The organism is Pseudomonas sp. FSL R10-2964 (genome assembly GCF_009600035.1).
GTDB classification, from domain to species: domain Bacteria; phylum Pseudomonadota; class Gammaproteobacteria; order Pseudomonadales; family Pseudomonadaceae; genus Aquipseudomonas; species Aquipseudomonas bubulae.
In genome coordinates, this window is sequence record NZ_WIWH01000007.1 from 41,221 (window position 1) to 61,721 (window position 20,501).

A 20,501-nucleotide genomic window follows, 5' to 3' on the forward strand; every position below is an offset into this window, starting at 1 on the left:
GGTATCAGGCCTTGGTGGAAAACCGGTAACCGGTACCACGCACGGTTTGTACCAGATTTTCGTAAGCCTCACCGAGCGCTTTGCGCAAGCGGCGGATATGCACGTCCACAGTGCGCTCCTCCACATACACGTTGCCGCCCCAGACCTGGTCCAGCAACTGGCCACGGGTGTAGGCGCGCTCCTGGTGGGTCATGAAAAATTGCAGCAGGCGGTATTCAGTGGGGCCCATTTCGGCAGGGGTGCCGTCGATGGTCACGCGGTGGCTGATGGGGTCGAGCAGCAGGCCGCCGATCTCGATGGGCGACTCTGCATCGGCCGGGCCGGCGCGGCGCAGCACGGCCTTGAGGCGGGCTACCAGCTCTCGGGGTGAGAACGGTTTGGTGATGTAGTCATCCGCGCCCACTTCCAGGCCCTGAATCTTGTTGTCCTCTTCACCCTTGGCCGTGAGCATGATGATGGGAATATCGCCGGTCAGCTCTTCGCGCTTGAGGCGTCGGGCCAGCTCAATGCCCGACGTGCCGCCGGGCAGCATCCAGTCGAGCAGGATCAGGTCCGGTTTACGGTCCACGATAATGGCATGGGCATCCTGGGCATTATCGGCTTCAAGGCAATCGTAGCCCGCCATTTCCAGGGCCACGGCGATCATCTCGCGGATCGGCGCCTCGTCATCAACGATCAAAATGCTCCTGCCAACCATGCCGTAATCCTCTCGTCATTAAACTGTCTTGTGGCGCATTAGATAACGCAATTATTGCAGTCGTGTGACAGCTTTGGGGATGGGCGCGCGCTAACGGTTCGTGAACTACGCTTTAGTCTCAAATCGTACAACCACAAAAAGGACGATTCCAATGACATCTAGCTCGTTTTCCCTAAAGACATTGCTGCTGGCCGTAGCCTTCACCTTGCCCGGGTTGGCGTATGCGGCTGAACCGGCGATGACCAAGGACGGCATGCTCGTTGACCACAAAGGCATGACTCTCTACACCTTCGCCAAGGATGCGGGCGGCAAATCGATGTGCAATGACAAGTGCGCCGCCAACTGGCCGCCGCTGGCAGCCGAGAGCACAGCCATGGACATGGGCAAGTGGACGGCCATCAAGCGCGATGACGGCCACATGCAATGGGCCTATGACGGCAAACCGCTGTACACCTTCGTGATGGACAAGAAAGCCGGTGACATGACCGGTGACGGTAAAATGGACGGGGCGTGGAAGGTGGCCAAGCCATAGGAAGATCAAAAAAACCCTCACCCTGACTCTCTCCCAATGGGAGAGGGGACTAAAAGCAAAAGCAGATGTACGCCTCACTGAAGATCGGCTCCCTCCCTCCGGGAGAGGGCTGGGGTGAGGGGCTCTTGATCTCAGGCAAAAAAAAACCTCGCCTCCCTGTCACAGGGTGCGAGGTTTTTTATGACGCTGTCTTAAACCGCGCTGGTCGACTGCGGACGACGCACGTCCGGCTGCTTCCACGATTCTGCCGCAGACTCATCGATAGCCTGCTGAATCGCCTTTTTGCGATGCTCTTCGGCACGGCGGCTGAAGAACCACACCATGAAGGTCACCAGTGACACCGCCAGCAAAATCAGGCTGGCCACGGCGTTGATCTCAGGTTTGACCCCCAGGCGCACCGCCGAAAACACTTCCATCGGCAAGGTCGTCGACCCCGGCCCCGACACAAAGCTGGCCAGTACCAGGTCATCCAGCGACAGGGCAAAGGACATCATTGCGCCGGCCGCCAGGGAGGGCGCAATCATGGGAATGGTGATCAAAAAGAACACCTTCCACGGCTTGGCACCCAGGTCCATGGCCGCTTCTTCGATCGACAGATCCAGCTCACGCAAGCGCGACGACACCACCACCGCCACATAGGCCGAGCAGAACGTCGTGTGCGCGATCCAGATGGTCACCAGGCCACGTTCTTGCGGCCAGCCAATCATCTGCGCCATCGCCACGAACAGCAGCAACAGCGACAGGCCGGTAATCACCTCTGGCATGACCAGCGGCGCCGTCACCAGGCCGCCAAACAGCGTGCGACCCTTGAAGCGGCTGATACGCGTCAGCACAAATGCCGCCAACGTACCCAGTGCCACCGCTGCAATCGCCGTGTACAGGGCGATTTCCAGCGAGCGCATCACCGAACCCATCAGTTGCGTGTTGTCCAGCAGGCCCACGTACCACTTCAACGACCAGCCGCCCCACACCGTCACCAGCTTGGAGGCGTTGAACGAGTAGATCACCAGAATCAGCATCGGCAGGTAGATGAACAACAACCCCGCGACCAACATAAAGCTAGAAAAACGGAAGCGATTCATATCTTGCCCTCCAGCTCTTTAGCCTGGCTGCGGTTGAACAGAATGATGGGCACGATCAGGATCGCCAGCATGACCACGGCAAGCGCAGACGCCACCGGCCAGTCACGGTTGTTGAAGAACTCTTGCCACAGCACTTTACCGATCATCAGGGTTTCCGGGCCGCCCAGCAGTTCCGGGATCACGAACTCGCCCACCACCGGGATAAACACCAGCATGCAGCCGGCGATAATGCCGTTTTTGGACAGCGGCACGGTGATCTTCCAGAAGCTGTTGAAGGTGCTCGACCCCAGGTCTGACGCGGCTTCCAGCAAGCTGGTGTCGTGTTTCACCAGGTTGGCATACAGCGGCAGGATCATGAATGGCAGGTACGAATACACAATGCCGATATACACCGCGATATTGGTGTTGAGGATCTGCAGGGGTTCACTGATCCAGCCCATCGACATCAAGAAGCCATTGAGCAGGCCGTTGTTGCTGAGAATGCCCATCCACGCGTAGACGCGGATCAGGATCGCGGTCCAGGTCGGCATCATGATCAGCAGTACCAGCACGGTCTGCATCTCTTTACGGGCATTGGCGATGGCATAGGCCATCGGATAACCGATCAGCAGGCACAGCAGGGTGCTGAAGAAAGCCATCTTCAGGGAGCCCAGATACGCGGCGATATACAGTTCATCGTCGCCGAGCATGGCGTAGTTGCCCAGATTCAGCAGTACCTGGATTTTCTGGTCAACGTAGCTATAGATCTCGGTATACGGCGGAATCGCGACGTCCGCTTCCGCGAAGCTGATCTTCAGGACGATGAAGAACGGCAGCATGAAGAACAAAAACAGCCACAGGAATGGAATTCCGATGACCATATGGCGGCCACCGGGGGTTATTCGTTGCAGTCGGCGTTTGAGTTTTCGCATGTTCATGAGCGCAATACCACGCCGCTGTCGTCTTCCCACCACACGTAGACTTCGTCGTCCCAGGTCGGGCGGGCGCCACGGCGTTCGGCGTTGGCCACAAACGACTGCACCAGCTTGCCGCTCGGCAGCTCGACGTAGAACACCGAGTGCCCGCCCAGGTAAGCGATGTCATGCACCTTACCGCGCGACCAGTTGTATTCGCAGGTCGGCTTTTCGGTGGTAACGAGCATTTTTTCCGGGCGAATCGCGTAGGTGGTGTGCTTGTCTTCCACCGAGGTGCTCACGCCGTGACCGACGTAGATGTCGTTCTCCAGCTCTGGGCACTTGATCCGCGCATAGCCTTCGGCGTCATCGACCACTTCACCGTCGAACAGGTTGACGTTGCCGATAAATTCACACACCAGGCGGCTGACCGGGGTTTCGTAAATGTCGATCGGGCTGCCGATCTGGGCAATCCAGCCCAAATGCATGATCGCAATACGCTGGGCCATGGTCATGGCCTCTTCCTGGTCGTGGGTCACCATCACGCAGGTCACGCCCACGCGCTCGATGATCTCAACCAGTTCCAGCTGCATCTGCGAACGCAGTTTTTTGTCCAATGCGCCCATTGGCTCATCCAGCAGCAGCAACTTCGGGCGCTTGGCCAGCGAACGGGCCAGGGCAACACGCTGGCGCTGGCCACCGGACAACTGATGGGGCTTGCGCTTGGCGTACTGGCTCATGTGGACCAGCTTGAGCATCTCGCCCACGCGGGCATCGATCTCGGCGGTCGACATCTTGTCCTGCTTGAGGCCGAAGGCGATGTTCTGCGCCACGGTCATATGCGGGAACAGGGCATAGGACTGGAACATCATATTGATCGGCCGCTCATAGGGCGGCAGGTCGGTGATATCAACACCGTCAAGGAAGATACGACCCTCTGTTGGGCGCTCGAAACCGGCGAGCATGCGCAGCAAAGTGGATTTGCCCGATCCCGATCCGCCGAGCAGGGCGAAGATTTCGCCCTTGTTGATTTCCAGGGACACATCGTCCACGGCAATCGTCTCGTCGAATTTCTTCGTGACCCGGTCGATTTTGACCAGCACCTGCTTAGGTGTCTGGTCGCCCTCGAGGGCTTTCTTATAGGCGCCGGAGGCAACAGCCATTACGTAACTCCCAACAAATTTAGCAGCCCGGCCTTGATGGCCGGGCCTTGGATAGGTGGTCTGGCGAGATTACTTGCCCGTCTTGACCTTGGTCCACGTACGCGTCATCAGACGCTGTATTTTCGGGGGCAGCTCGGTTGAGACGTATGTCTTGTCCAGCACCGCCTGGGTTGGGTAAACCGCTTCGTCGGTACGAATGGACTCATCCATCACCTTGTCGGCCGCCGGGTTAGGGTTGGCATAACCGACATAGTCACTGACCTGAGCGATCACTTCAGGCTTGAGCAGGTAGTTGATGAATGTGTGGGCCTCCTTGACGTTGCTGGAATCCTTGGGGATGGCCAGCATGTCAAACCACAGGGCGCCGCCTTCCTTGGGCACGATATAGGCGATGTTCACGCCTTTTTTTGCATCCTCGGCACGCGCCTTGGCCTGGAATACATCACCGGAAAAACCAATCGCAACGCAGATGTTGCCGTTGGCCAGGTCGGAGATGTATTTGGAAGAGTGGAAGTAGGTGACGTATGGACGCACCGACATCAGGACTTCTTCAGCTTTCTTGTAGTCCTTGGGGTTGGTGCTGTTGGCATCCAGGCCCAGGTAGTTGAGTACGGTAGGCAGCATTTCATCCGCCGAATCCAGGAAAGCCACGCCGCACTTGGTGAGCTTCTTCATGTTCTCGGGTTTGAACACCGCATCCCAGGAGTCGATACTGTCGACGCCCAGCACTTCTTTGACTTTATCGACGTTGTAGCCAATGCCGTTGGTGCCCCACAGGTAAGGCACGGCATATTGATTGCCCGGGTCATTGGCCTGCAGGCGCTTGAGCAGGGCCGGGTCGAGGTTGGAATAATTCGGCAACTGCGCAAGGTCGAGCTTCTGGAACGCACCCGCCTTGATCTGCTTGCCCAGGAAGTGGTTAGACGGAACGACCACGTCATAACCGGTACGCCCGGCCAGCAGTTTGCCTTCCAGGGTTTCGTTGGAATCAAAGACATCATAAATCGGCTTGATGCCGGTCGCGGCTTCAAAATCAGCCAGCGTGTTCGGCGCGATATAGTCCGACCAGTTGTAAATGTGCACCGTGGGTGCCGCTTGTACGCTGACGGCAAGCGTCAAACCAGCTCCGACCAGCAAGGTCTTGCGAAACAGAGATATAGACACGTGATGGTCCTCTAAATAGTTGGGCCTGAGTTGCCCGCGTCATACGGCAGTCGAACCGCCAAAGACAAAACCGGCGCGCAACTTACCCTCGATAAACCTGCACAGCAAAGTTTTCCGCGAATAATTGCCCTAACACCTTGTTTTTCCGACCATTGCGCCGGTTTTTGTGAAACCGGAAGGCATCAGCCCTCCGGTCTCAATCGCAGCCTTCGGCAGCGGCTACAAGGGGCGAGGCGTTATTTACCGGACTTGATTTTGGTCCAGCTGCGCGTCAGCAACCGCAGGGTGGTCGGTGGCAAATCGCTGATGGCGTAGAGCTTGGCCTTCACTTCATCGGACGGGTAAATGCTCGGGTCGCCCGAGATATCTTTATTCACCAGCGGCGTTGCAGCCTTGTTACCGTTGGGGAAACGCACGCTGTTGGTGATTTCGGCCATCACTTCAGGCTGCATCAGATAATTCATCCAGGCATAGGCGGCGTCGACGTTCTCGGCATCCTTGGGAATGGCGACCATGTCATAGAAGCTGCCGGCACCTTCTTTAGGGATCGCGTACTTGAGCTTGACCTTGTCACCGGCCTCTTTGGCGCGGGAAATGGACTGCTCAAGGTCACCCGAGTAACCCACGGCCACGCAGATGTTGCCGTTGGCCAGGTCGGAGATGTACTTGGAGGAATGGAAGTAGCCGACCGAAGGGCGAATCTTTAGGAACAGCGCTTCGGCTTCAGCCAGTTGTTTCTTGTCTTGCGAATCGGTCGGGTAGCCCAGGTAGTGCAGGGCGGCCGGGATCATTTCGGTCGGCGAGTCGAGGAAGCTTATGCCGCAGCTTTTAAGCTTGGCAGCGTTCTCCGGCTTGAACAGCACGTCCCAGGAATCGATGGTGTCCACGCCCAGCGCGGCCTTGACCTTCTCCGGGTTGTAGCCGATGCCGATGGTGCCCCACATGTACGGGAACGCATGTTTGTTGTCTTTGTCGCTGGCATCGCCAACGGCCTTGAGCAACGCCGGGTCGAGGTTTTTCCAGTTGGGCAGCTTGGACTTGTCCAGCTCCTGGTAAACCCCGGCCTTGATCTGCTTGGCCAGGAAATTGTTGGAAGGCACGACGATGTCGTAGCCGGACTTGCCCGCCAGCAGCTTGGCCTCAAGGGTCTCGTTGCTGTCGAACACGTCGTAGACCACCTTGATACCGGTCTGATCTTCGAATTTTTTAACCGTGTCCGGTGCGATGTAATCGGACCAGTTGTAGATGTGCAGAACCTTGTCTGCTGCTTGAGCTGCCCCGGCCATCACACCCATCAAGGAGAGGGCGAGAAGGGTCTTGCCAGCTTTTTTAAAACCTGATGCCTTCATCTGTAATGCTCCAATTGTTCTTTTAAACCACCGATTCAGCGACCTGATCTCAAGGTGACTAAAGCCGGCGGCTAGTCTGGCAAGATCCGGGGCAGGCTTTCAAGGGAAGAGCCTTGATTCTTAAGGCTCTGAGCGCAATTGCCTGCTTTAAAACAGCAGTTCTCCTGCGCTCAAAGCCTAGCAGTTAACCTTGCAAAGTTTCCAAGGTCAGATCCAGGCACTTACGCGCCTTGGTCACCAGCTCGTCGATCTCGTCCTTGCTGATCACCAATGGCGGCGAGATGATCATGGTGTCACCCACGGCACGCATGATCAGACCGTTATCAAAACAGAACTGCCGGCAGATCATGCCGACACCACGGCCTTCGTAACGCTTGCGTGTGGCTTTGTCCTGTACCAGCTCAATGGCACCCAGCATGCCCACACCACGCACTTCGCCCACCAACGGGTGATCGTTCAGTTCACGCAGACGCTTTTGCAAATACGGTGCCGTTTCGGCATGCACCTTCTCGACAATTTTTTCTTCGCGCAGGATGCGGATGTTTTCCAGTGCCACGGCGGCGGCTACCGGGTGACCCGAGTAGGTGAAGCCGTGGTTGAAATCGCCGCCCTCATTCAGCACCGCCACCACTTCGTCGCGCACGATCAGGCCGCCCATCGGGATGTAGCCCGAGGTCAGGCCCTTGGCGATGGTCATCATGTCCGGCTTGAGGTCGTAGAAATCACTGCCGAACCACTCGCCGGTGCGACCAAAACCACAAATCACTTCATCGGCCACGAACAGGATGTCGTACTTGGCCAGGATTTCCTTGATGCGTGGCCAGTAGGTGGCTGGCGGCACGATCACACCGCCCGCGCCCTGGATCGGCTCGGCAATAAAGGCACCGACAGTGTCGACGCCCAGTTCGAGGATTTTTTCTTCGAGCTGGTTGGCTGCCCAGATACCGAACTCTTCCGGGGACATATCGCCCCCTTCTCCGAACCAGTACGGTTGCGGGATGTGGGTAATGCCCGGAATCGGCAAATCGCCCTGTTCGTGCATGTAGGTCATGCCGCCCAGGCTGGCACCGGCCACTGTAGAACCGTGGTAGCCGTTTTTGCGGCTGATGATGGTCTTTTTATTCGACTGGCCCTTGATCGCCCAGTAATGGCGAACCATGCGCAGCATGGTGTCGTTGCCCTCAGAGCCTGAGCCGGTGAAGAACACATGGTTCATGCCTTCAGGTGCGATCTCGGCGATGGCTTTGGACAGTTCAAGGACCGGCGGGTGGGCGGTCATGAAAAACAGGTTGTAGTACGGCAGTTCACGCATTTGCTTGCTGGCCGCTTCAGCCAGCTCGTCACGGCCATAGCCGATGGCAACACACCACAGGCCGGCCATGCCGTCGAGAATCTTGTGGCCTTCGCTGTCCCACAGGTACACGCCCTTGGCGTGAGTGATGATGCGTGGGCCGACTTCTTTCAACTGTTTGAAGTCACTGAACGGTGCCAGGTGGTGATCGTTGCTCAGTTGTTGCCATTCGAGGGTTTGCGGGTTCTTGTTGGTCATACGGCTCTCCTTTAGTCAGTAGAGGAGGGGCGGCGCCTTCCTGGCTCGCCCCTCCAGCGTGTCAGACGGCGAACAGCAGGAATTCCCGCTCCCACGAACTGATGACGCGCTTGAAGTTTTCATGTTCGGCACGTTTGACTGCCACGTAGCCGGTGATGAACTTGGTGCCCAGGTACTTCTCGACCGTCTTGCTGTTTTCCATACGCTCCAGGGCGTCTTCAATGGTCAACGGCAAGCGCAGGTTGCGGCGCTCGTACCCACGGCCCACTACCGGCGCACTCGGGTTGATACCTTCGACCATGCCGATGTAGCCACACAGCAGGCTGGCGGCAATGGCCAGGTACGGGTTGGCATCGGCGCCCGGCAGGCGGTTTTCGACACGACGGTTCTGCGGCCCGGCATCCGGTACGCGCAAACCCACGGTACGGTTCTCCTCGCCCCACTCCACGTTTACCGGCGCCGAGGTATCAGGCAAGAAACGGCGGAACGAGTTCACATTCGGAGCAAACAGCGGCAACAGCTCTGGAATGAACTTCTGCAGCCCGCCGATATGGTTAAGGAACAGGTCGCTCATGGTTCCATCTTCATTGGAGAAGATGTTTTTGCCGGTGTTGATATCGATGATGCTCTGGTGCAAGTGCATGGCACTGCCAGGCTCGCCGGTCATGGGTTTGGCCATGAACGTGGCGGCGACATCGTGCTTGAGCGCGGCTTCGCGCATGGTGCGCTTGAACACCAGAATCTGGTCGGCCAGGGACAGTGCGTCGCCGTGACGGAAGTTGATTTCCATCTGCGCCGTGCCGTCTTCGTGGATCAACGTGTCCAGATCCAGCTTTTGCAGTTCGCACCAGTCGTATACGTCTTCGAACAACGGGTCGAATTCGTTGGCCGCTTCAATGGAGAAGGACTGACGACCGGTTTCCGGGCGGCCGGAGCGGCCCACAGGCGGCTGCAACGGGTAATCCGGGTCGTCACTGCGCTTGGTCAGGTAAAACTCCATCTCCGGCGCCACAATCGGCTGCCAGCCGTGGTCGGCGTAGAGTTTGAGGACCTTTTTAAGCACGTTGCGCGGCGACAGCTCGATCGGGTTGCCCTGCTTGTCGTAGGTGTCGTGAATCACCTGAGCAGTTGGCTCAATCGCCCACGGCACCACAAAGACTGCGTTCTGATCGGGACGGCAGACCATGTCGATGTCGGCCGGATCGAGGAGTTCGTAATAAATGTCGTCTTCGACATAGTCGCCCGTTACGGTTTGCAGCAATACGCTCTCGGGCAGGCGCATGCCCTTTTCGGCAATGAACTTGTTGGTCGGCGAGATCTTGCCGCGAGTAATCCCGGTAAGGTCGGCGATCATGCATTCGACTTCTGTGATCTTGTGGTCTTTCAACCAATCGGTGAGCTGGTCGAGGTTGTTACTCATAAATGCCTCTGGGCTGAGTGTCCTGACTTGAATAAGTCAGGCGTTTACTGACGCATCTGCGTCGCGTTGTGTTGCGCGCCGTCTGCAGGCATCTCCAAATGCCTGGAAGATGGCGAGGTAAATCGGGTTGGAGCTTACCTGCCATTCGGGGTGCCACTGAACCGCCAAAGCAAAAGCCTTGCCGTCTTTGACCGACACGGCTTCGACCAGACCGTCCGGTGCAAGGGCTTCTGCGCGTAAACCGGGGGCCAGGCGATCGATACCCTGGGTATGAATCGAGTTGACCTCGAACTCAGTGGGCAAGCCCAAAGCTGCCAACACTCCGCCCGGCTGGACGTGCATGGCGTGGCTCGGTGCATATTGCACCTCAACAGGGGCACTGGGGTCTTCGCGATGTTCGATAAAACCTTCGACTTCATGCAATTTCTGGTGAAGTGAGCCACCCAGAGCTACATTCAACTCCTGAAAGCCGCGGCAAATGCCGAGCACCGGAACGCCCGCTGCCAATGCAGCACGAATCAGCGGAAGGGTGGTGCGATCACGCTCGGGATCATGCAGCGTGTCTGGTGCGCTGGCGGGGCCGTGATACAAGTGGGGTTCAATATTGGAAGGCGACCCGGTAAAGAGCAGGCCGTCCAGACCGTCAATAATATCGGTCGGATCAATCAGTTCCGCCAGTGACGGAATGATCAGGGGCAAGCCTTTGGCGGCCACTGCAACTGCTCGCACGTACTTATCGCCAGTGATGTGATAAGGATGCAAACCGATCTGCTTGGTGCAGGCGGTGACGCCGATTAACGGCAGGCGTGACATGTAACACCCCGGTATTATTGCTGTTATGGGTTTGAATCGAGCTTAGCCTTGTTCATTTTTTTACACAACACCCCCGTAAAAAATACAACACGGCCCGCTCAAGCCTGCGGGCGCCACCCGTCAAAACAGAACAAATACGCCCCAAAAAGCGTCAAAAATGGCCTTCCGGCGCTTTTTCAGGGCAAAAAAGAGGCTGCTTGACTTCGGTATGCCGTTCGGGTTGACTGAATCCCGTAGCGCTCAATGATTGATATTTTTAACAACAAAGGTGTTGCATCATGTCGGTACCCCCGCGTGCCGTTCAGCTTAACGAAGCGAACGCGTTCCTTAAGGATCATCCTGAGGTTCTGTACGTAGACCTTCTCATTGCGGATATGAATGGTGTGGTGCGCGGCAAGCGCATCGAACGCACCAGCCTGCACAAGGTTTACGAGAAAGGCATCAACCTGCCTGCCTCTCTGTTTGCACTGGATATCAATGGCTCAACGGTGGAAAGCACCGGCCTGGGTCTGGATATCGGTGACGCAGACAGAATCTGTTATCCCATCCCCGACACCCTGTGCAACGAACCCTGGCAAAAGCGCCCTACCGCGCAACTGCTGATGACGATGCACGAACTTGAAGGTGAACCTTTCTTCGCCGACCCTCGCGAAGTACTGCGTCAAGTTGTTACCAAATTTGACGAGCTGGGCCTGACCATTTGTGCCGCTTTCGAGCTGGAGTTCTACCTGATCGACCAGGAGAACGTTAACGGTCGCCCGCAGCCACCACGTTCGCCGATCTCCGGCAAACGCCCGCATTCGACTCAGGTTTACCTGATCGACGACCTCGATGAATACGTCGACTGCCTCCAGGACATTCTGGAAGGTGCCAAAGAGCAAGGCATCCCGGCTGACGCCATCGTTAAAGAAAGTGCCCCGGCGCAGTTCGAAGTGAACCTGCACCACGTTGCCGACCCCATCAAGGCCTGCGACTACGCGGTACTGCTCAAGCGTCTGATCAAAAACATCGCCTACGACCATGAGATGGACACCACATTCATGGCCAAGCCTTATCCGGGCCAGGCGGGCAACGGGCTACACGTTCATATTTCGATTCTGGACAAAGACGGCAAAAATATTTTTGCCAGCGAGGATCCCGAGCAGAACGCCGCATTGCGTCACGCGATCGGCGGTGTGCTCGAGACCCTACCGGCACAGATGGCGTTCCTTTGCCCCAACGTGAACTCCTACCGTCGTTTCGGCGCACAGTTCTATGTGCCCAACTCGCCGTGCTGGGGCCTGGACAACCGTACCGTGGCCATTCGCGTTCCGACCGGCTCGGCCGACTCGGTACGGATCGAACACCGGGTTGCCGGTGCCGATGCCAACCCGTATCTGTTGATGGCCTCTGTGCTGGCCGGTGTTCACCACGGTCTGACCAACAAGATCGAACCGGGCGCACCCGTCGAAGGCAACAGCTACGAGCAAAACGAGCAAAGCCTGCCGAACAACCTGCGCGATGCATTGCGTGAGCTGGATGACAGCGAAGTCATGGCCAAATATATCGACCCGAAATACATCGATATTTTTGTCGCCTGTAAAGAGAGCGAGCTGGAAGAGTTTGAACACTCCATCTCCGATCTCGAATACAACTGGTACTTGCATACCGTGTAAGCGATTGCAGTCCACGAAAAACGCCGCCGGCCTTACAGCCCGCGGCGTTTTTTCATGCTCACAGGTCTACAATGCCGGCTGCCCTTGAGGAGACGCTGATGTCCAGCCGCGCCACACCCCGAAAGCCACGCGCTCGCAGCCAGGGCCGCATCGACACGATACTTGACGCTGCCCGCAGGCTGCTGACGGCGCAGGGCGTATCCAGCCTGTCGATTTACAACGTGGCAGAGCACGCACAAATCCCGCCGTCGTCGGTCTATCACTTTTTCGCGGGCGTACCCGCGCTCCTTGAGGCGCTGACCGGTGATATTCACGCAGCCTTCCGCGCCTGTCTGCAGGCGCCGATCGAGCATGATGCGTTGAAAGACTGGCGTGATCTTTCGCACATTGTTGAACACCGAATGCTGACGATCTACAACGAAGATGCAGCCGCCCGGCAGTTAATTCTCGCCCAGCATGGCCTTACCGAAGTCACACAAGCCGACCGCCAGCACGACCTTGAGCTGGGGCAATTGATGCACGCGCTGTTTATGCGCCACTTTGAATTGCCAGCACTGCCACAGGACGTGGACGTGTTTGCCCTGGCGATGGAGCTGGGCGACCGCGTGTATGCACGCTCCATCCAGCTGCACGACAGCATCACCCCGCGTATGGCCGAAGAAGGCATGCGCGTGGTGGATGCTTATCTGGGGTTGTATTTGCCGCCGTTTTTGCCGAAACGCAAGAGCCCGACGGTAAACCTGTAGATACTCTGTTGCAGGTCAAGCCCTATTGTGGGAGCGAGCCTGCTCGCGAACGACCTTCGCGAGCAGGCTCGCTCCCACAGTTGCAGTGTTCATGCCGCTGCGCTCGTCAGCGGCTACACGTCATCCCGCGCCCATCAGAACGGAGCATCACCCAAAATCGTTGCACGGTGCATCACACGGCGGTTCGGACGGTAATCGTCCACGGCGTAATGCTGGGTTACGCGGTTATCCCAAAACGCCACATCGTTCTCCTGCCAGCGCCAGCGAATGGTGTATTCCGGGCGGGTGGCATGGGCAAACAGCAACTTCAGGATCGCTTCGCTCTCTGCTTCAGACAGTTCATTGATGCGCGTGGTGAAACCTTCGTTGACGAACAACGACTTGCGCCCGCTTACCGGGTGGGTGCGGATAACCGGGTGCGACAGCGGCGGGTTATTTTTTCGGGTCTGTTCCCAGCGTGCCAAATCTTCCGGGGTCGAACCAAAGCGCTCCAGCGGGAATGACTTGGTGAAATCGTGGGTTGCGGTCAGTCCATCGAGCAGCACCTGCAACGGTTTCGACAACCCTTCAAAAGCGGCAATACCGGCTGCCCACAAAGTGTCACCACCAAAAGCCGGCAGTTGCTTGGCACTCAATACCGCGCCCATGGCCGGGGTTGGCAAAAAGGTCACGTCGGTGTGCCATACCGCGTTGTCACGCACGTCGGTCACGGCGGTGTCCAGCACCAGCACTTCCGGCTGGCCAGGCACGTTGGGGTAGATCGGGTGAATATGCAGGTCGCCAAAATTGGCGGCAAAACGGGCCTGCTGCTGCGGTGTAATCGACTGGTTCTTGAAAAACACCACATGATGCTCAAGCAAGGCTTGCTCGATGGCATCACGGTGCTCAAGGCTCAGCGGTTGAGTCAGGTCGACACCCTCAATCTGGGCGCCCAGGGCAGAGCTAATCGGGGTAATGGTCAGGCTCATGATCTCTCTCTTAATCAGCGCGCCGATTAATCAGCGTCGAGTTCTGTTGTTAGTGAGCCTGGCCGTGCCACGGCACCAGCTTGCGTTGCAGGGCGCGCAGGCCCATTTCCATGGCAAAGGCGATGATGGCTATCACCAGAATCCCCAGTACCACCACATCGGTCACCAGGAACTGCGCGGCGGACTGCACCATAAAACCCAGGCCACTGGTGGCGGCGATCAGTTCGGCGGCCACCAGCGTCGACCAGCCCACGCCCAGACCGATACGCACACCGGTCAAGATATCCGGCAAGGCGCTCGGCAAAATCACATGGCGAATCAACTGCCAGCGCGTCGCACCCAACGACTGCGCAGCACGGACCTTGGCCGGGTCAACGGTACGCACGCCGGTGGCGGTGGCAATCGCGATCGGGGCGAAAATCGCCAGGTAAATCAGCAGCACTTTCGACAGCTCGCCAATACCGCACCAGATCACGATCAGTGGCAAATAGGCCAATGGCGGGATTGGGCGATAGAACTCGATCAGCGGATCGAAAATCCCCCGCGCAATGCGGTTGTGGCCAATGGCGATGCCCACCGGCACTGCTGTCAGAATCGCAAAGCCCAGACCCAGGCCGATACGGCTCAAGCTCGCGCCCAGGTGCTGCCACAGGGTGGAATCCATATAGCCGGTGGTCGCCAGCAGCCAGCCTTTTTGCAACACGGCAGAGGGCGGCGGCAGAAACAGGGGTTCAATCAGCCCGGCAGCGGTAACGGCCCACCATACGGCGATCAGGGTGACGAGGGTCAGCACGCTGATCCAGCGTGTGCTCAGGCTGCGCTTGACCGGGCGTGGGGTGTGGGCCGCGGCAACCGGGTTGGCGGCGACTGCTTCATAACTGCTCATGCGCGCTCCTGCCGCTGGGCGGCACCGCGTTGTGAAAACACGCGATCAAGCACGTGCTCACGGGTTTCAATAAAGCGAGGGTCGGACTTGATCGAACGTGCCGATTCGCCGGCGTTGTAGCGCTGGCCAAAATCCAGGCTCAGACGCTCAACAATGCGGCCGGGGTTGGGCGCCAGCAAAATCAGGTCAGTGGCAAGAAACACCGCTTCTTCGATGTCGTGGGTAATCAGAAATACCGGCTTGTCGGTACGTCGGCACACTTGCAGCAACAGTTCCTGCATCTGCTCACGGGTGAACGCATCGAGGGCACCGAAGGGCTCATCCATCAGCAATACGCGAGGGTCGGCAGCCAGCGCGCGGGCCAGGCCCACCCGCTGCTTTTGACCGCCAGACAGCTCCCATACGCGGCGCTTTTCAAAGCCGGACAAATCCACCAGCGAAAGCATTTCACGGGCACGGGCTTCGCGCTTGTCCCGTGGCACACCGGCCAGTTCAAGGCCGAAAGCCACGTTGGCCAGTACGTCTTGCCAGGGCAGCAACACATCGTCCTGAAACACCACACCGCGCTCGGCACTCGGGCCGTGGACGGGTACGTTGTCGAGGGTAATTCGACCAGCGCTGGGCTCGACGAAGCCAGCGATCAGGTTCAACAAGGAGGTCTTGCCGCTGCCCGACGGGCCAAGTGCGACCAGCAGTTGCTGTGGCCCGAGGCTGACGGAAATATCCGACAGCACCGGCTCAGCGGCGCCCGGGTACTGTGCGCTGATGCGCTCCAGTGTTAACAAGGCCATGACGGTCGACTCCTCAGCGGCGTTGATTATTGAGTAACAAAAGTGGCGTTGACCGACGGCGCGTAGTCCGGCAGTACAGCGTCGACTTTTTTCTGCTCTTTCAGGAAGGCAGCAGTGTCGGCCAGGGCTTTGGTAGTCGGTGCGCCCAGCAATACCACCTGATCAGCCGCCAACGGGTAGACGTTGCCTTGCAGCAGCAGCGGGATATCGGCCGCCTTGGCGCCCGAGAGCTTCACAACTTTGTCGATATTGCCCTGATTGGCCAGCCAGGCTTTTGGGTCCTTGTGGTAGTCGGCGTAGGCATCCAGAGTCACTTTGGCGAACTGCTTAACGACTTCCGGGTGCTTGGCGGCGTAGTCCTTGCGCACGATCCAGGTATCAAAAGTCGGCGCACCGAGCTTGCCCAGCTCACCGGAAGTGATCAGCACTTTGCCGTTCTCTTTGGCAGTGCCCAAAGCCGGGTCCCATACGTAGGTGGCGTCAATATCGCCACGCTTCCAGGCCGCGACAATGGCAGGCGGTGCGAGATTCAGAATCTGTACTTTCGAAGGGTCGATGTTCCAGTGCTTCAATGCAGCCAGCAGGCTGTAGTGACCGGTGGACACAAACGGCACGGCTACTTTTTTGCCGACCAGGTCCTGCGGGCCGTTGATACCGGAGCCGTTGCGGGCGACCAGGGCTTCAGAACCGCCCAACTGAGTGGCGATCAAAAAGGTTTCGACCGGTACGTTACGGGTCACGGCGGCGGTGAGCGGGCTCGAACCCAGGTAGGCAATCTGCACATCACCCGAGGCAATGGCCGCAATGATGTCTGCGCCGTTATCGAATTTGCGCCAGTTGATCTTGGCGTCAGTGGCTTTTTCGTAAGCACCGTCGGCCTGGGCGACTTTGGCCGGGTCAACGGTGGTTTGGTAAGCCACGGTGACATCCGAGCTGGCAGCCTGCGCGAAGAAGCTGGCACCCGCCAGAGACAAAGCAGCCAAAAGGCGTAGGGGAGAGTGCAGTTTCATCAGGTAGCTCCTCGGCAGGTGGCCGGATATCGGCTGGATGCGAGGTTAAATGATCTAAGAATCAGTAAATAAATAACTTTTAAGCATTAGCTTATGTAGTTACGCAACATACAGGCGCGCACCCGCGCCCTAACTGCCAGGGCGTTTTAGCCAGCGGGTGATTAGGTCGAGTGTTTAATAACCAAAGGCTATTAAAAGATTCATGAAATTATGTTTAGAAATTAGACAAAAGACCGATAGCATTCCCACGCGCGCGTGTAGGAGAAACCCTGCTATATGCCTATTTGATCTGAAAAGATCAGAAACAATTCTTTTTAGGTTTATTAAATAGTCATTAACCTGCGCACAAACGACGAATGATTAGACAAAGGTCGTAGCCATGATGGGTTGCGATTGACTTGCCGGTCACCGTCTGGCGCTAATCGCGCATCTGCAGCACCCAGGCATCAGATCCGGGGCTGAGGAACTACAAAAATTAGAAACGCAAAGGAGCAACACAATGCACAAGTCCACCTTGGCCATCGCTGTGGCCGTAGGATTGTTGGCACAACAAGCCAGCGCTGCCGGCTTTATCGAAGACAGCAAGGCCACGCTGAAGCTGCGTAACTTCTATATCAATAACGATAACCGTGACTCGGGCACCAAAGCTGCCGGTGCGCAAAGCAAGACTGAAGAATGGGGCCAGGGCTTCCAGCTGGACTTCACTTCGGGCTTCACCCAGGGCACAGTCGGTTTCGGTATTGATGCCATTGGCCTGTTGGGCGTCAAGCTCGACTCCAGCGCTGGCAAACACGGCAACCCTACCGGCGCAAACTATGGCGGTTCGGTGTTCCCAAGCGATGGCAACCACGCTGTAGACGATTTCTCCAGCCTGGGCCTGACCGCAAAAGCCAAGGTGTCCCAGACCGAACTGCGCATCGGTACCCTGCAGCCTAAACTGCCGGTTATCGTTAGCAACGACGGTCGCATGCTGCCGCAAACCTTCCAGGGTGGCCAGATCACTTCCAGCGAGTTCAAGGACCTCACCTTCACCGGCGGCCAGATCGAGCACGCCAAGGGCCGTAACTCGAGCAACAACGAAGGCCTGTCGATTGCCGGCGCGAACAATTCCATTACGGGCAAGTTCGTTAACAAGTTCTACTACGGCGGTGTGGACTACAAGGTCAACAAAGACCTGTTGCTGCAGTACTACTACGGCAACCTGGAAGATTTCTACAAACAAAACTTCCTGGGCCTGGTTCACAACTGGTCCATCGGTCCGGGCGTGTTGAAATCTGACCTGCGCTACTTCAACAGCACCGACGACGGCAAGAACGGCCACGACTCTGCGTATTACACCACCGGTGATTACGCCAACAGCTCTGCAGGTAGCGGCAAGGGCAAGGTCGACAACAACCTGATCAGCGGCCTGTTCCTGTACACCGTTGAAGGTCACACCTTTGGTGGCGGTTATCAGGTGAGTAACGGCAGCAGCGACTTCCCGTTCCTGAACCAGGGCGACGGTGCATCGGCGTACATCCCTACCGATATGCAGATCTCGAAGTTCGCCCGTGCTGGCGAGCGTACCTGGCAGGCGCGTTACTCGTATGACTTCGCCAAAGTCGGCGTACCTGGCCTGACGGCGGGCGCGGTTTACCTGCGTGGCGACAATATCGACACCTACAACAGCAAAAATGTGCAAACCAGCAATGGCTCTTCCGAGTGGGAACGCGATATCACCGTGGCTTACGTGATCCAGGAAGGCACGCTGAAAAATCTGGGCTTCATGTGGAAAAACGCCATGTGGCGCAACGATATTGCTGGCCAGCGCGACCAGGACGAAAACCGTCTGATCGTGAGCTACTCGATCCCGTTGCTGTAAGCGTGATTTAGTACAAAGTAAGAAAAATCCTGCCCGGCGCAATGCCGGGCAGGGTGTTTACCGAAGACCTCAACGGTCAATTCGCAACACATTAATAGTCGCAGCTCCCTGCCGCTCCCCTTGCCTAAACCAGAACCCACAGTGGCCCCACGCCTGGGCCGCGTCCAATGAAACAGTTTTTAATATCTCTTTTTGATCTAATCAAATCGATATTTATTCTTTTTAATTATCTCCTGATGCATGCAGAGTGGCTCCAACACGCCCCGCCATTGCCAATAAAAAGGAGCTGCACCATGAGCCTCAGACTCGGCGACATCGCCCCCGATTTCGAACAGGATTCCAGCGCCGGCAAGATCCGTTTCCATGAATGGCTGAGCGACAGCTGGGGCGTGTTGTTTTCGCACCCGGCGGACTTCACCCCGGTGTGCACCACCGAACTGGGCTTCACCGCCAAGCTCAAGGACGAGTTTGCCAAGCGCGGCGTCAAAGCCATCGCACTGTCGGTAGACCCGGTGGACTCACACCACAAGTGGATCGAGGACATCAACGAAACCCAGAATACCGTGGTCAACTTCCCGATCCTGGCCGATGCCGATCGCAAGGTGTCTGACCTCTACGACCTGATTCACCCCAATGCCAGCGACACCCTGACCGTGCGCTCGTTGTTCGTGATTGATCCGAACAAAAAAATCCGCCTGACCATTACCTACCCGGCCAGCACCGGTCGCAACTTCAACGAAATTTTGCGGGTGATCGACTCGTTGCAACTGACCGACAGCCACAAAGTGGCCACCCCGGCCAACTGGCAGGACGGTGACGAGGTCGTGATCGTGCCGTCGCTCAAGGACGAAGACGAAATCAAGCGTCGCTTCCCCAAGGGCTACCGCGCCGTGAAGCCCTACCTGCGCCTGACGCCGCAGCCGAACAAGTAAAACCAACCTCATACCCTGTGGGAGCGGGCTTGCTCGCGATGATGGCGCCGCGGTTTTTTCTGATACACCGCGCCGATCCCATCGCGAGCAAGCCCGCTCCCACAAACATGCAACCGTGTCTTCAACAGGGTTTTTGGCCGTTTCGACGGCCTTTTTTTTGCTTTCGATTTAACAAAAAGGCATATGCATTTTAAGAATAAACAAATGAATAAATATGATTTATAGATATATAAATCACCTGTTATGGTCTGTTCACTCAAGCGAAAACGCTGACAGCGAATTGCACATATTCATTCAAGGAAACGTCTAGATGCTGGTCGTGACACTCGGAGGAAGCCCAAGCCAACGTTCCCGCTCAGGAGTGTTGCTGGACCACGCCAAACGCTGGCTCAACCAGCAAGGCGTTGAAGTGGTGAGCTATCAGGTACGCGACTTTCCGGCCGAGGACTTGCTGCACGCACGCTTCGACAGCCCGAAAATCATCGACCTGCTGCAACAGATCGAAAACGCCGATGGCCTGGTGATTGCCACCCCGGTGTACAAAGCCTCGTTCAGCGGCGCGCTGAAAACCGTGCTCGACCTGCTGCCAGAACGCGCCCTGAGCCACAAAGTGGTACTGCCTATCGCCACCGGTGGCAGCATCGCCCACATGCTGGCCGTGGACTACGCCCTCAAGCCAGTACTGTCGGCACTCAAGGCCCAGGAAATGCTGCAGGGCATTTTTGCCGAAGACAGCCAGATTGCTTACGGCGAAGGCGGCGCACAAGCGCAACTGGTGCCGATTCTGGAACAGCGCCTGCAAGAGTCACTCGAACAGTTCTACAGCGCCCTGGCGCGACGCCCCAAGCCACTGGACCCGAGCATCCTCAACGAGCGCCTGGTGACGGCTCGCTGGAGTATCTGAAACAGCATTTTTCCCACCGATAAAAGCTCCACCACCTTACTGATCCGCTAACGGCCCAGCAGGTGCTACCCGAATCCCGAACAACA

At 57.4% G+C, this 20,501-nt stretch carries 19 protein-coding genes; 6 read left to right on the forward strand and 13 right to left on the reverse strand.

Annotated features, from left to right (window positions below; translation table 11 throughout):
• Positions 1 to 4 precede the first annotated feature (4 nt).
• Positions 5 to 697 carry a phosphate regulon transcriptional regulator PhoB gene (gene phoB / locus GHN92_RS05650; RefSeq protein WP_094999621.1) on the reverse strand — a complete coding sequence of 231 codons (693 nt, stop codon included), beginning with the start codon at positions 695 to 697 and terminating at the stop codon, positions 5 to 7.
• 151 nt (positions 698 to 848) lie between these two features.
• Between phoB and GHN92_RS05655 the strand changes: the two genes are divergently transcribed.
• Entirely contained in the window at positions 849 to 1,229 is a 381-nt protein-coding gene (locus tag GHN92_RS05655) for a hypothetical protein (RefSeq protein WP_094999620.1), read from the forward strand.
• A gap of 191 nt (positions 1,230 to 1,420) precedes the next feature.
• Here GHN92_RS05655 and GHN92_RS05660 read toward each other — a convergent pair whose 3' ends face one another.
• The 8 genes from GHN92_RS05660 to GHN92_RS05695 form a co-directional block, all read right to left on the reverse strand.
• Positions 1,421 to 2,311, reverse strand: coding sequence for an ABC transporter permease subunit (locus GHN92_RS05660; RefSeq protein ID WP_016782811.1), 891 nt, complete (start codon positions 2,309 to 2,311; stop codon positions 1,421 to 1,423).
• Positions 2,308 to 3,228: an ABC transporter permease subunit gene (locus GHN92_RS05665; protein WP_029611643.1), complete on the reverse strand. Its 921-nt coding sequence runs from the start codon at positions 3,226 to 3,228 to the stop codon at positions 2,308 to 2,310. Before GHN92_RS05665 ends, GHN92_RS05660 begins: the two co-directional genes overlap by 4 nt.
• Positions 3,225 to 4,367, reverse strand: coding sequence for an ABC transporter ATP-binding protein (locus GHN92_RS05670; RefSeq protein ID WP_094999618.1), 1,143 nt, complete (start codon positions 4,365 to 4,367; stop codon positions 3,225 to 3,227). The genes GHN92_RS05665 and GHN92_RS05670 overlap by 4 nt, the downstream gene beginning before the upstream one ends.
• Before the next feature lie 69 nt (positions 4,368 to 4,436).
• Entirely contained in the window at positions 4,437 to 5,531 is a 1,095-nt protein-coding gene (locus GHN92_RS05675; RefSeq protein ID WP_094999617.1) for a polyamine ABC transporter substrate-binding protein, read from the reverse strand.
• A 236-nt stretch (positions 5,532 to 5,767) separates the two neighbouring features.
• Positions 5,768 to 6,880, reverse strand: a complete 1,113-nt coding sequence (locus GHN92_RS05680) for a polyamine ABC transporter substrate-binding protein (protein ID WP_095017910.1) — start codon at positions 6,878 to 6,880, stop codon at positions 5,768 to 5,770.
• 184 nt (positions 6,881 to 7,064) lie between these two features.
• The gene (locus GHN92_RS05685) at positions 7,065 to 8,429 is read right to left on the reverse strand and encodes an aspartate aminotransferase family protein (RefSeq protein ID WP_153379666.1); all 1,365 of its coding nucleotides are present in this window, start codon (positions 8,427 to 8,429) and stop codon (positions 7,065 to 7,067) included.
• A 61-nt stretch (positions 8,430 to 8,490) separates the two neighbouring features.
• Positions 8,491 to 9,849 (reverse strand): glutamine synthetase family protein, encoded by a 1,359-nt coding sequence (locus tag GHN92_RS05690; RefSeq protein ID WP_094999614.1) that lies wholly within the window; start codon positions 9,847 to 9,849, stop codon positions 8,491 to 8,493.
• 36 nt (positions 9,850 to 9,885) lie between these two features.
• Positions 9,886 to 10,662: a gamma-glutamyl-gamma-aminobutyrate hydrolase family protein gene (locus GHN92_RS05695; protein WP_095017911.1), complete on the reverse strand. Its 777-nt coding sequence runs from the start codon at positions 10,660 to 10,662 to the stop codon at positions 9,886 to 9,888.
• A gap of 278 nt (positions 10,663 to 10,940) precedes the next feature.
• On the opposite strand from GHN92_RS05695, the gene GHN92_RS05700 reads away from it, so the two are divergent.
• Positions 10,941 to 12,317, forward strand: coding sequence for a glutamine synthetase family protein (locus GHN92_RS05700; RefSeq protein WP_094999612.1), 1,377 nt, complete (start codon positions 10,941 to 10,943; stop codon positions 12,315 to 12,317).
• 98 nt (positions 12,318 to 12,415) lie between these two features.
• Positions 12,416 to 13,063, forward strand: a complete 648-nt coding sequence (locus GHN92_RS05705; protein ID WP_095017912.1) for a TetR/AcrR family transcriptional regulator — start codon at positions 12,416 to 12,418, stop codon at positions 13,061 to 13,063.
• Between the two features lie 134 nt (positions 13,064 to 13,197).
• Here GHN92_RS05705 and tauD read toward each other — a convergent pair whose 3' ends face one another.
• The 4 genes from tauD to tauA are packed head-to-tail and all read right to left on the reverse strand — an operon-like array spanning position 13,198 to position 16,718.
• Positions 13,198 to 14,031, reverse strand: a complete 834-nt coding sequence (gene tauD / locus GHN92_RS05710) for a taurine dioxygenase (protein ID WP_095017913.1) — start codon at positions 14,029 to 14,031, stop codon at positions 13,198 to 13,200.
• Between the two features lie 49 nt (positions 14,032 to 14,080).
• Positions 14,081 to 14,917: a taurine ABC transporter permease TauC gene (gene tauC, locus GHN92_RS05715; RefSeq protein ID WP_153379668.1), complete on the reverse strand. Its 837-nt coding sequence runs from the start codon at positions 14,915 to 14,917 to the stop codon at positions 14,081 to 14,083.
• A complete protein-coding gene (gene tauB, locus GHN92_RS05720) occupies positions 14,914 to 15,708 on the reverse strand; it encodes a taurine ABC transporter ATP-binding subunit (protein WP_094999608.1) in 795 nt (264 codons plus the stop codon). The genes tauC and tauB overlap by 4 nt, the downstream gene beginning before the upstream one ends.
• Before the next feature lie 26 nt (positions 15,709 to 15,734).
• Positions 15,735 to 16,718, reverse strand: coding sequence for a taurine ABC transporter substrate-binding protein (gene tauA, locus GHN92_RS05725; RefSeq protein WP_153379670.1), 984 nt, complete (start codon positions 16,716 to 16,718; stop codon positions 15,735 to 15,737).
• Between the two features lie 499 nt (positions 16,719 to 17,217).
• Here tauA and GHN92_RS05730 point away from each other — a divergent pair, with 499 nt between their 5' ends.
• The 3 genes from GHN92_RS05730 to ssuE all read left to right on the forward strand — a co-directional run bounded on the left by GHN92_RS05730 (position 17,218) and on the right by ssuE (position 20,415).
• Positions 17,218 to 18,579 (forward strand): OprD family porin, encoded by a 1,362-nt coding sequence (locus tag GHN92_RS05730; protein ID WP_094999606.1) that lies wholly within the window; start codon positions 17,218 to 17,220, stop codon positions 18,577 to 18,579.
• A gap of 293 nt (positions 18,580 to 18,872) precedes the next feature.
• Entirely contained in the window at positions 18,873 to 19,511 is a 639-nt protein-coding gene (locus tag GHN92_RS05735) for a peroxiredoxin (protein WP_153379672.1), read from the forward strand.
• A gap of 310 nt (positions 19,512 to 19,821) precedes the next feature.
• Positions 19,822 to 20,415: an NADPH-dependent FMN reductase gene (gene ssuE, locus GHN92_RS05740; RefSeq protein WP_094999605.1), complete on the forward strand. Its 594-nt coding sequence runs from the start codon at positions 19,822 to 19,824 to the stop codon at positions 20,413 to 20,415.
• Positions 20,416 to 20,501: the final 86 nt, after the last annotated feature.